General features: G+C 45.5%; 9 protein-coding genes. 6 read left to right on the top strand and 3 right to left on the bottom strand.

Annotation, left to right across the window (positions count from 1 at the left end):
* The first annotated feature begins 674 nt into the window (after positions 1–674).
* From hppD to FTT89_RS09540, 3 genes are all read left to right on the top strand, one after another.
* Positions 675–1,733 carry a 4-hydroxyphenylpyruvate dioxygenase gene (gene hppD, locus FTT89_RS09550; RefSeq protein ID WP_168383124.1) on the top strand — a complete coding sequence of 353 codons (1,059 nt, stop codon included), beginning with the start codon at positions 675–677 and terminating at the stop codon, positions 1,731–1,733.
* A 151-nt stretch (positions 1,734–1,884) separates the two neighbouring features.
* Complete coding sequence (locus tag FTT89_RS09545) at positions 1,885–3,267, top strand: amino acid permease (RefSeq protein ID WP_005178192.1); 1,383 nt, start codon at positions 1,885–1,887, stop codon at positions 3,265–3,267.
* A 14-nt stretch (positions 3,268–3,281) separates the two neighbouring features.
* Positions 3,282–4,502, top strand: coding sequence for an amino acid aminotransferase (locus FTT89_RS09540; protein ID WP_168406284.1), 1,221 nt, complete (start codon positions 3,282–3,284; stop codon positions 4,500–4,502).
* 73 nt (positions 4,503–4,575) lie between these two features.
* On the opposite strand, the gene FTT89_RS09535 is transcribed toward FTT89_RS09540, so the two are convergent.
* Both FTT89_RS09535 and FTT89_RS09530 read right to left on the bottom strand, forming a co-directional pair.
* Complete coding sequence (locus FTT89_RS09535) at positions 4,576–6,684, bottom strand: EAL domain-containing protein (RefSeq protein ID WP_180006473.1); 2,109 nt, start codon at positions 6,682–6,684, stop codon at positions 4,576–4,578.
* A gap of 313 nt (positions 6,685–6,997) precedes the next feature.
* Positions 6,998–8,113, bottom strand: coding sequence for an S-(hydroxymethyl)glutathione dehydrogenase/class III alcohol dehydrogenase (locus FTT89_RS09530; protein WP_016658079.1), 1,116 nt, complete (start codon positions 8,111–8,113; stop codon positions 6,998–7,000).
* A gap of 123 nt (positions 8,114–8,236) precedes the next feature.
* Between FTT89_RS09530 and FTT89_RS09525 the strand changes: the two genes are divergently transcribed.
* The 3 genes from FTT89_RS09525 to FTT89_RS09515 all read left to right on the top strand — a co-directional run bounded on the left by FTT89_RS09525 (position 8,237) and on the right by FTT89_RS09515 (position 11,145).
* Entirely contained in the window at positions 8,237–9,805 is a 1,569-nt protein-coding gene (locus FTT89_RS09525) for a phospholipase D family protein (RefSeq protein ID WP_160241277.1), read from the top strand.
* Between the two features lie 196 nt (positions 9,806–10,001).
* Positions 10,002–10,439 carry a hypothetical protein gene (locus FTT89_RS09520; RefSeq protein WP_168407189.1) on the top strand — a complete coding sequence of 146 codons (438 nt, stop codon included), beginning with the start codon at positions 10,002–10,004 and terminating at the stop codon, positions 10,437–10,439.
* A gap of 196 nt (positions 10,440–10,635) precedes the next feature.
* On the top strand, positions 10,636–11,145 hold the full coding sequence (locus FTT89_RS09515) for a pyridoxamine 5'-phosphate oxidase family protein (RefSeq protein WP_180006472.1): 510 nt from the start codon (positions 10,636–10,638) through the stop codon (positions 11,143–11,145).
* On the opposite strand, the gene FTT89_RS09510 is transcribed toward FTT89_RS09515, so the two are convergent.
* The gene (locus FTT89_RS09510) at positions 11,142–11,732 is read right to left on the bottom strand and encodes a uracil-DNA glycosylase family protein (protein ID WP_171065083.1); all 591 of its coding nucleotides are present in this window, start codon (positions 11,730–11,732) and stop codon (positions 11,142–11,144) included. The genes FTT89_RS09515 and FTT89_RS09510 overlap by 4 nt on opposite strands.
* Positions 11,733–11,745 lie beyond the last annotated feature (13 nt).

Genomic DNA, 11,745 nt, shown 5'->3' with positions numbered 1-11,745 from the left:
ATCAGGTATCAACTGGTGGGCAACCTTATTTTGCCCGAACGCGTTCAGGCAATTATCTAAACTGCCAGAAGTAATAGTATGCGTTTGAGATTACAGGTTGCTTTAACATCTTTATTTCTTCAAAAAAGTATGTGTCTGAAAAATAAAATACGCGCTATTTCCAGCTTTGACAATAGTTTTCTGGATGTTTTTTAGCATTCTTCCGGATTTCCTTTCACATTTAGCAAAACACAGCTTTCCTCCAATTGATCTCCTATCTTCCGGGTTAAATCACGTCGAAAGACTCAAATTACTTTTGGATAAAAAATTATCCGCATTAAAATTACCTTCTATTGGATATTTACAGTCAAAACACCACCATTAAAAACCTTTTAAAATCATTAACTAATTCATTAAAAATCATAGCCCACCCATCATCATTTACAAAAAGTTACAATTATATTTCTTCCTATTCACCAATAAAACACAAAACAATATTTTATAAATATCATTACTTTAATTTATCATTAAGCCTGATTTGAGTTGTAAGTTACGAAATGCGTAATCATATTACGTATTGAACAAAGATTAACTCTTGCTAAGATATTTTCATCTGGAACTCCCTGATTTCAGGAAATTCCTGCAAAAACAACAAGTGAAGCAATTGGATTGCTCACCATACATGAGGATGGAACATGCACAACTTAGCTAACCCTTTAGAGCTATGCGGATTTGAATTTATTGAGTTTGTCTCGGAAAATGGCGCTCTGGATTCAGTTTTTCAAACGCTCGGTTTTACCCAAGTGGCTAAGCACAAATCCAAAAATGTCTACTTATGGCGTCAGGGCGACATCAATATCATTCTGAACTATCAGCCAGAATCCTATGCATCGTATTTCTTTAATGAACATGGTCCATCGGCCTGCGCCATGGGCTTTAAGACCAAAAATGCAACCCGTGCCTATCAGAAAGCGCTCGAACTCGGTGCCGAACCAATCAAAAACGTGATTGGTCCTATGGAACTGAATATTCCAGCGATTAAAGGCATTGGTGGCTCACCAATCTTTCTGGTCGACTGCGATATCTATCAGCAGGATTTCGAGTTCTTTGAAGGTGTTGATCCGCGCCCGGTGGGTACTGGTTTAAAAGAAATTGACCATTTAACCCATAATGTCTACAAAGGCCGGATGCAGTACTGGGCCAATTTCTATGAAAAAATCTTTAATTTCCAGGAAATCCGCTACTTCGATATTAAAGGTGAATACACTGGTTTGACCTCAAAAGCGCTGACTGCACCAGATGGCAAAATCCGTATTCCACTGAATGAAGACTCGGACAAAGGCAACGGACAAATTGCCGAGTTCCTGTCAGAATTTAACGGCGAAGGCATTCAGCATATTGCCTTCTCAACCGATGACTTACTGGCGACCTGGGACAAGCTCAAAGCCATGGGTGCCAAGTTTATGACCCCACCACCGGCAACCTATTATGAAATGCTGGCAGAACGTTTACCGGAACATGGCGAACCGACTGCAGAGCTGCAACAGCGTGGCATTTTGCTGGATGGCAATACCAAAGATGGTGAAAAACGCCTGCTGCTACAGATTTTCTCGGAAAATATGATTGGCCCGGTGTTCTTCGAATTTATTCAACGTAAAGCAGATGATGGCTTTGGCGAAGGAAACTTCAAAGCCCTGTTCGAATCGATTGAGCGCGACCAGATTAAACGTGGCGTGCTTGACGTCTCTGCCTGATTTTCAGGTGTTCTAAATCCCGACAACGCCGCTCTTGCACATGCGATTTGGCATGTGTCAGGGGCGACGCATGTTTAAATTTCAGCAATCACATCACCTGCGCCAAAACAATAACAACACAGTGATGTCGATTTTACATGGATGATAAAAGATGCAACAACATGATGGCAAACTACATAAGGGCTTGAGCAACCGGCATATCCAGCTCATTGCCCTCGGTGGCTCAATTGGCACCGGATTATTCCTCGGCATCTCCCAGACCATTAAACTGGCCGGCCCCTCGGTCATTCTGGGTTATGCCATTGCTGGCCTGATTGCATTTTTAATGATGCGTCAACTGGGTGAAATGATTGTCGAAGAACCGGTCAGCGGTTCTTTTAGTCATTTTGCCTATAAATACTGGGGCAAGTTTGCCGGCTTTATGTCGGGCTGGAATTACTGGGTACTGAATGTGCTGGTGTGTATGGCCGAACTGAGTGCCATTGGCCTGTATATCCATTACTGGTGGCCGGAGATTCCGACCTGGGTCTCGGCACTGGGCTTCTTTATTTTTATTAATGTGATTAACCTGCTGCATGTCAAACTGTTTGGCGAAATGGAATTCTGGCTGGCGATTATTAAAGTGCTGGCGATTGTGGCCATGATTGCGTTTGGTAGCTATCTGCTGGCGTCCGGTAACGGCGGTCCGCAGGCGCATTTAAGCAATTTATGGGAACTTGGCGGCTTTTTCCCCAATGGTGTGATGGGCCTGGTGATGGCAATGGCCATGATCATGTTTGCCTTTGGCGGTATTGAGCTGGTCGGTATTGCCGCAGCAGAAACTGACAACCCGAAAAAGACCTTACCGAAAGCGGTCAATCAGATCGTATACCGGGTTTTATTATTCTACATTTTAACCCTGCTGATTATTCTGGCCTTATATCCATGGAACCAGATGGCACAAGGCGGCAGCCCGTTCGTGATGATGTTTGATTCTTTGGGCAGTCAAGGCGTTGCTACCGTGCTGAATTTCGTGATCTTGACTGCGGCGGTGTCGGTCTATAATAGTACCAACTACTGTACCAGCCGTATGCTTTTAGGTCTGGCGGAACAAGGCAATGCGCCGAAGTTTTTAAGCAAAATCAATTCACGCGGTATTCCGGTAAATGCGGTGATGGTTTCGGCCTTTTTCACCCTGCTCTGTGTGCTGCTGAATTACCTGTTCCCGGAAACGGCGTTCAGCCTGTTGATGATGCTGGTGGTGGCAGCCATTGTGATTAACTGGGTGGTGATTTCCTATACCCATCTGAAATTTAAACGTCAGATGCTGGCGCAGCAACAGCAAACCCTGTTCCCAAGTATTGCCTATCCGTTTACCAATTACCTGTGTATTGCCTTTATGCTCGGTATCTTGGTGATTATGAGCCAGACCCCATCGATGCGTATTGCAGTCGGTCTGCTGCCGGTATGGATTGGCCTGTTATCGCTGGCCTATTACCTTAAACAGAAAAAACTGGCGCGCGATCCTGCGCTCATCAAAGCCAAAAGCTATTAATTCAGGAAGATTGTATGTTTCAACATGTCGATACCTATGCCGGCGATCCGATTCTGTCCCTGATGGAAGAATTCCAGCATGATCCGCGTCCGCATAAAGTTAATCTTAGCATCGGGCTGTATTATAACGAGGCCCAGCAGGTTCCGCAGTTGCGTGCCATCCAGCAGGCTTATCAGGACCTAAATGCCGAGCAGCAGAAGGTCAAACTGTACCTGCCAATGCAAGGTATGCCGGCTTATAACAGCGCCGTCCAAGCGCTAATTTTTGGCGAAGATAGTCCGGCTTGTCAGGCCGGTCGTGTAGTGACCTTACAAACGCTGGGTGGTTCGGGCGCGCTAAAAGTGGCGGCAGATTTCTTAAAACGCTATTTCCCGGCCTCTGAATTATGGGTCAGCCGCCCGACTTGGGATAACCATATTGCGATTTTCCAGGGCGCCGGCATTCGCTGTCATGAATATCCGTATTTTGATCCGCATAGCGGTCAGGTGAACTTTGCTGCCATGCTGGATTGCCTGCAACAACTGCCGGCACAAAGTATTGTTCTGCTACATCCCTGCTGTCATAACCCGACCGGTGCCGACTTGTTGCCAGCGCAGTGGGATCAGCTGATTGAGCTACTGGCGCAGAAGCAGCTAATTCCGCTCTTGGATATGGCCTATCAGGGCTTCGCCGAAGATTTTCACGCAGATGCTTATGCTATCCGGGCGATGGACAGGGCCGGCCTGAATTTTCTGGTCAGCCATTCATTTTCCAAAATTTTCTCTTTATATGGCGAACGGGTTGGCAGCTTAAGTGCGGTCTGTGATGATGCCACCACCGCCCAAAGCGTGTTAGGCCAGCTGAAAGCCACCGTACGCCGGATTTATTCCAGCCCGCCGACTACCGGCGCGATGCTGATTCAGCATGTGTTACACACGCCGACGCTGTACCAAAGCTGGCAGGACGAACTGACCGAAATGCGTGAGCGCATTCAACAGATGCGTGAGCGTTTAAAACAGCAGCTCGAACTTGCCTTACCGGGGCAATCTTTTGACTATCTGACCCGGCAGCGCGGCATGTTCAGCTATACTGGCTTGAGTGCAGCCCAAGTCGATCAGCTCAAGCAGGAGTTTGGTATTTATCTGGTGCGTAGTGGCCGGATGTGTGTGGCAGGACTCAACCAGAACAATGTCGATGCAGTGGCACATGCCATGGCACAGGTATTACAGCATAGTGATACTGCTCTCACTGCTTAAACCTCTGTTCCCTCGCAAATAAAAACGGGCCATGTGCCCGTTTTTATATTTTTATATCGTAGAAATTTGAAGATTATGAAGCGGCTTTTAACATCTGCTTGGCTTCAAGCTGATTGACAGCATTGCTAAATAAATAGCCCTGACCAAAATGGCAGCCAAACTGTTTCAGGGTTTCAAACTGCTCCTTGGTTTCAATGCCTTCGGCAATAATATCCAAGGACAAAACCGGCCCTAACTTGATAATCGCTTCGACAATGGCCTGAATTGATTTATCACTATTGATGCGGTTGACGAAATCACAGTCAATTTTCAGGCTATCTACCGGATAATCACGTAAATGGGTTAAGGAGGAATGTCCGGTGCCAAAATCATCCAGCGAAATGCGAATACCGGCCTGTTTCAGTTTATGGATGGTACGAATCACACATTCAGAGCCACGCTCGGCCAGCGATTGCTCAGTAATTTCAATTTCAATTAATTGCGCCGGAATCTGATAATGCTGCATCCGTTTTAACAGCACTTCTGCGTAGTTATCGCGCATCAATTCCACCGGCGAAGCATTAATTGACACCGGCACCGTCTGTAGACCCTGTTTGATCCAGCTTTGTAAATCACTAAAAATCGCCTGCTGCATCAATTCACTGATTTTTGTAGTCAGCTCATAATCGCTAAAGGCTTCTAGCAGCTCTTTCGGATAACGGTAACGCTGCTGTGCATCCTGCCAGCGTAATAAAGCCTCAAAGCCAATCAGCTCACCGGTTTCAATACACACTTTCGGCTGATAAAACGGTACAATCCGCTGTTCACGAATAATCATGCGTGCAGTCTGCAACTGCTCTGCCTTGCTCTGGACCGCCGCCAGCATAGAATGATCAAACATGCGGATGCCACCTCGGCCACCGGCTTTCAGGTCATTCAGCGCGGTATCGGCACATTTCATCAGTTCGGGAATTTCTCTGGCATCTTTGGGATACATCGAACAGCCAATGCTCATGCCGCAGTTAATGACCCGGCCGCTATAGGTAATGGGTGCATCCAGCAGTTTGGCAAACTTCTTGGCCAGTTCAATCAGCTGCTGTTCATTTTCAACCGAATGCACCACCACGGCAAACTCATCACCACCCAGGCGCGCAATACTGACCTGTTCTGAAATATATTTTTGAAAGCGTTTGGACAATACTTTTAATAAATGATCGCCGGCCTGATGGCCCAGGGTATCGTTAATATTTTTAAAATGATCCAGGTCAATCAGCATGACCCCGACCAATGTGCGGGTTTCTTTGGCGACCTGAATTGCCTGTTTGGTTTTTTTCCGGAAAGTTCGGCGGTTAATCAGCTTGGTCAGATCATCGACTTCACTGCTGAGTCTTAATTTATCTTCGGCAATTTTTTGCAAGGTCACATCACGCGACACACATAAAATACTGGTGGTTTCGCCGTGTTCGTTCAGCACTGGGGTCAGCATATTGTCCCAGTATTTCACTTCATCCTGATTAATGCTCATACCCGGGAAACGGGAATTTTTGCCTTTAATCGCCTCACGAATGGCCTGCTGACCTTTTTCACGAGCTTCGGGTGGTAATAGGTCAAGCCATTTCATGCCGAAGTTCTTTTCCCGCTCTTTGCCTAGCAAGGCCTGGCAACCTGAACGGTTCATATGCGACAGTGAGCCATCCGGTTTGACAATCTGGATACAGTCAACACTGACATCCAGCATATGGGTGTGGGCACGTAAGGTATCTTTGGTTTCCCGATATTTCACCGCACTGTCATGAATATTGGTACAGCTGATCATCCACTGGTCACAACCCTCGAGCTGCTGCGAATTTCGGGCAATTAACAAAAACCAGTGATAGCGCTGCTGGCGATCCCGAATCCGGCATTCTTTTTCAAAACTCTGACCACTTTTTTGCGCACTTTCCCATAAAAAACACAGATGCTCGGCATCTTCCGGGTGAATGGCATTCAGCCAGCTTTGAGCAGTCAGGCTTTGCTCATCTGAAGCAAGATACTGTTTAAAATTAGAATTATATAGATGATGTCCGGCTGAACTAACCCAAATCAGTTGTGGCATCATTTCAATGGCGCGAATAAAGTCTTTCTGAAAAGGAGATTTCTCAAGTTTAGGCGTGACCTGTTTGGACTTGTCTTTTAATACCTTAAGCAGATTAATATGACTCATATCGCATTTTCCGAGTTATAGTGCCAATAAGATCACACTTATATGCAAATATGTATTATAAGAGCTATAAAAATTATTTTTAACCCACGGTAAATAAAAATACCCAGTTTTTGTATATTCTTTTTGTAATTAAAATGGCTTAAGAATATACAATTTTCTGTGCATATTCCTGACTTTAAGCATGCAGCCTAGTTCTACTTTGTAGCGAGACTGGGCAGTTTTGATAGAAAAAAGATATCAGTTGTGATGGTTTCTGTGAGTGCAGATACAAAAAAACACCGGGTCTAAGCCCGGTGTTTTTTAGATAAGGTCATTACGACTCGAAATGAATTACACTACGAATTGATTTACCTTCATGCATTAAGTCAAATGCTTCATTAATCTGTTCTAACGGCATGGTATGGGTAACAAAAGGCTCCAGCTGAATATCACCTTTCATGGCCTGCTCGACCATGCCTGGTAATTGTGAACGGCCTTTAACGCCACCAAATGCAGTGCCCATCCATTTACGGCCCGTCACCAATTGGAATGGGCGGGTCGAAATTTCTTTACCGGCACCAGCCACACCAATAATCACCGATTGGCCCCAGCCACGATGGGCACATTCCAGCGCGGAACGCATCACGTTGACATTGCCGATACATTCAAAAGAATGATCAACACCCCAACCGGTCATTTCAACAATCACTTCCTGAATTGGACGCTCATAATCATTCGGGTTAATGCAGTCAGTCGCACCAAACTGTTTGGCCAGTTCAAATTTTTCCGGGTTGGTATCAATTGCAATAATACGGCCGGCTTTGGCCTGACGCGCACCTTGCACCACGGCCAGACCAATCCCGCCTAAACCAAACACGGCTACACTGTCACCTTCCTGTACTTTGGCAGTATTATGCACCGCACCAATACCGGTGGTTACGCCACAGCCCAACAAGCACACCTGTTCATGGTTGGCTTCGGGGTTAATTTTGGCCAGTGACACTTCGGCCACCACAGTATATTCACTGAAAGTTGAGCAGCCCATGTAATGATAAATGGGCTGACCATTATATGAAAAACGGGTGGTGCCATCTGGCATCAAACCTTTACCCTGGGTAGCACGCACCGCCACGCACAGGTTGGTTTTACCCGATTGACAGAACAGACATTCACCACATTCCGCGGTATACAGTGGAATCACATGATCACCCGGTTTAAGGCTGGTCACACCTTCACCGACTTCCACCACCACACCCGCGCCTTCATGACCCAACACGGCTGGAAACACCCCTTCAGGATCATCACCTGACAAGGTAAAGGCATCCGTATGACATACACCGGTATGACTAATTTTAACCAAGACTTCTCCAGCTTTTGGCGGAGCCACGTCTATTTCTACAATTTCAAGGGGTTGACCCGGACCAAATGCGACCGCAGCTCTTGATTTCATGAAATTGATCATCCTTTTGATACGTCTTTAACAGATGTCTTACAGTAACCGCTTTTTATCAACAGATTCAACCTATAACATCATGATAATCTATATGAATCAGTAAAAATCTACTTCATAAAAATGATGCCATTAAAATATTACAACATGATCTGGTTGTGCTGTCTGATTCTGGCATGTACCGGTTGTAATTCGCTTGAACAGAACTATGCTGCGCAGGATGCGCCAATTGAACCAGATTTTGAACACTGGATGCCGCGACCAGAGGCACAGGCACAACTACAACGCGGACAAACCGCCTATTTACCGCTGTATGACGGATTTATCAGTATTGCTTCACGTTTACATTTAATTCATAACGCCAAACATCATTTAGACCTGCAATATTACATCTGGACCGATGACGAAATTGGTCATTTAGTGCTGGCCGAATTACTCAAAGCCGCCGACCGCGGGGTACAGGTCCGGTTACTGATTGATGACCAGAATGGCACCCAACTGGACGATACCTTGCTGGCACTCAGCCATCATCCGAACTTTAAAATTCGCCTGTTTAATCCTTATAAATTCCGTCATTTTCGGGCACTGGATTATGCCTTCCGGATGCAGGCTGTGAATCACCGCATGCACAACAAACTGATTATTGCCGATGGCGCGATTGCCGTGACCGGTGGCCGCAATATCAGCCGGGAATATTTTGATGCCAGTGATGACTTTCAGTTTACCGATGTAGATATTCTCTTTGCCGGTAATGCGGTCAAAAAAGCCAACGATAATTTCCGTGCTTTCTGGAACCATGAACTGAGTTTTAATCTGGTCCAGCTGATGGACCAGAACAGCAATAAATACCATCGTAATAGCTTGACCTTGCTGCGGGAAAAATATGCCAGCCAGCAACTGGATGAACAGGAAGTGCAACGCCGGATCAGTTTTGCCGAACAGCAGGTGGCGCAGTATTTAAAACAGCGTTCCTATCATTGGGCCAAAGCGCATTTTGTGGCCGACCCGCCAGAAAAAATCCAGGGCAAAGCCAAAGATGAAGAGATGATTTACCATCAGATGATCCAAATTATGGGCACGCCCGATCAGCATCTGGAACTAGTATCTGCCTATTTTATTCCGACTCAACGCGGTACGGATTATATGAGCCGTCTGGCAGAAAACGGCATTGATATCCGGGTTTTGACCAACTCGTATATGGCCAATGATGTACCGATTGTACATGCCTTCTATCAGCAATACCGGCCGCAGCTATTGGCCAGTGGCATTCGACTGTATGAGTTCAAGCGTTATATTCAGCGCGAAGAACGTACCTGGTATGAAATTATTACCGGTAACGTGATTCCGGCCAAAGGCCGCAGTGCTTCCAGCCTGCATGCCAAATTCTTTGATATTGATGGCAAGGTATTTATTGGCTCTTTTAATTTTGATCCGCGCTCGGCTTTTTTAAATACCGAAGTCGGGCTGGTGCTGGAATCTGATGAACTCCAGGATGAAATTTCAGATTCATTGAATCAGTACCTGCCGCAAATTGCCTATGAACTAAGGTTAGATGAGAAAGGACAGATTATCTGGCTGGATTATCAAAAAGATGGTTCAGTGATTCAGCACAAGGTTGATCCGGAAACCACCAGTTTCCAGCGTTTTGTGATGAATTTAATGACCCATGTCCCAATCGAGTGGATGATGTAATGACATCCACATTACAGTAAATATACATTGACCAAGATAATTGAATACGAGTTGCTCTATGGGTTTGCAGCAAACCCGATACCCGGAGAGATTGTGTGATCTCTCACTTCGTATTTATCGCCAGAAGGTTTTACTCTCCTGCTACATTACTTTAAAATTCACGCTTTATTTTTCTTCTTTTTTTAGATCTCTCCCCATGCAATTTTTTGATTTAAGCCGTCAATTTAAATTAAGTGATATTCTCAGCCCGACTAAAACCCTGAATGAATTGGGCCAGCAAGAGTGGTTTCTGGCCAAAGTGCGGGTCGAACATGATTGCCTGTCCGACTCGGAGCAGCTTGAAGGTCAGGTAGTGTTGCAATCGAATGAGAATATTCAGCTGGAACTGGAATGGCTGATTCAGGACACCGGTTTTGAATTGCAGGTGTTGTTTAAGGGTGTAGAAACTGCGGCTGAACAGGAAACCTTGGTGATGGTCAAAGGTGCACAACTGGTGGATGATGCACAGCAACCGCTCTCAACCCAAGCCCTCAGCTTATGGATTGATGGCACTTTATTACCGATGTTGCCGCAAATCCGCAAGGAAATTAAAGCCCGCCTGAATTTATGGGATTATGTGGAATACGGAGCTTAAGTCCTTTTATTCTGCTTTTACTGCTGAAACATGAAAAAAGAGCGAAGTTTTTCGCTCTTTTCTGAGCTGTGCTCGTCAGATTTCCTCTCGTTCTATTTTTAAATCCAATTTATGATGAATATGCAGTTGCGCTTTCACGCATAACAATAGTTCTGGTCTTTATTATGCTGGTTTTAACTATAAAATGAGTATAAAAATGAACAAGAATATGGATGCTCAAACCTGGGGGCAAATACGACAAGTGGTTGCGCAGGCGCAGCGCGCCAGTATGCACTGCTCCATCGCCAGTGTGAGTCCGGAAGGTATCCCGAATATCACCCCGATTGGAACCTTATTTTTAAACGACAGCTCTCCCACCGGTTTCTTTTTTGATACCTACTCTGCCACGCTGCAACAGCATCTCAAACATAATGCGCAGGCCTGTATTCAGGCCGTAAACAGTAGCCGCGGGTTCTGGCTAAAATCAATGATGTCAGGTCAATTTCGCACTTATCCGGGTGTGCGTTTATATGCCAAGATTGGTGAGTTACGCCCGGCCACTGCCGAGGAAATGCATCAGGTGCGCCCTAGAATTGCGCCGTTAAAATGGACACGCGGCAGCAAGCTGATCTGGTCGGATTTCACCCAGGTTCGGGAGGTGCATATTCATGCGTTTAGATGGGTAGAATATCCATCAATGATGCCAAAGACATCCTCTCTTTTTTAAAGCAGGCCGACATCCTTAAACAGACCGCAATAAAGTTCAGCCTTTTTCTCCACCGCTAAGGGATAGGCGCGAGATGAAGACGGCATACGGTATAAATGCAGCTCTCGACCAGCAAAGATCGCCTGTGAAGATTGGCCAATTACCGGTTTCGGCGTGCCTTCCGGCATTGATTCCATCAATGTATCAGTGGCTTTATCACCCGTGGTCATAATGTACTGGCACAGCGGCATTTGCTGGAGCAGCCGATTTAAATCGGTCGGGGTGTGAATATGCAGAAATTTATCTGAAGCATTGCCCTTTAAACGGCTGATCCGGTAGGCGGTATCAAACAGCGCAATACCGGTATCTTTTAAAAAGTTTTGAATCAGTTCGAGCTGAAAGTTTTTATTCGGCAGGTCTAAAAAATAGTTTTTATCCTGAAAAAAGCAGATACCAAAAATCCGCCACATATCATTCTGATAATTCGGATAATAAAATTCCATTTTCCAGCGATTTTTGGGCGGTGGAAAACTGCCCATCATCAGCAGTTTGGCATTGGAGGGTAAAAAAGGCTCAAAGGGATGGGTTTCAATTTCAAGATCATCAATCATAAGGCAGCAA

Origin of the sequence: Acinetobacter sp. YH01025 (assembly GCF_013420185.1) — a bacterium.
Lineage (GTDB): Bacteria > Pseudomonadota > Gammaproteobacteria > Pseudomonadales > Moraxellaceae > Acinetobacter > Acinetobacter indicus.
This window is presented reverse-complemented; position numbering and strand designations above follow the sequence as displayed.

Excerpts from the sequence above, each read along its gene's own strand:
- FTT89_RS09535 (WP_180006473.1), bottom strand. The coding sequence starts at position 6,684 with ATGAGTCATATTAATCTGCTTAAGGTATTAAAAGACAAGTCCAAACAG.
- FTT89_RS09530 (WP_016658079.1), bottom strand. The coding sequence starts at position 8,113 with ATGAAATCAAGAGCTGCGGTCGCATTTGGTCCGGGTCAACCCCTTGAA.
- FTT89_RS09540 (WP_168406284.1), top strand. The coding sequence starts at position 3,282 with ATGTTTCAACATGTCGATACCTATGCCGGCGATCCGATTCTGTCCCTG.
- FTT89_RS09520 (WP_168407189.1), top strand. The coding sequence starts at position 10,002 with ATGCAATTTTTTGATTTAAGCCGTCAATTTAAATTAAGTGATATTCTC.
- hppD (WP_168383124.1), top strand. The coding sequence starts at position 675 with ATGCACAACTTAGCTAACCCTTTAGAGCTATGCGGATTTGAATTTATT.
- FTT89_RS09515 (WP_180006472.1), top strand. The coding sequence starts at position 10,636 with ATGAACAAGAATATGGATGCTCAAACCTGGGGGCAAATACGACAAGTG.
- FTT89_RS09525 (WP_160241277.1), top strand. The coding sequence starts at position 8,237 with ATGATGCCATTAAAATATTACAACATGATCTGGTTGTGCTGTCTGATT.
- FTT89_RS09545 (WP_005178192.1), top strand. The coding sequence starts at position 1,885 with ATGCAACAACATGATGGCAAACTACATAAGGGCTTGAGCAACCGGCAT.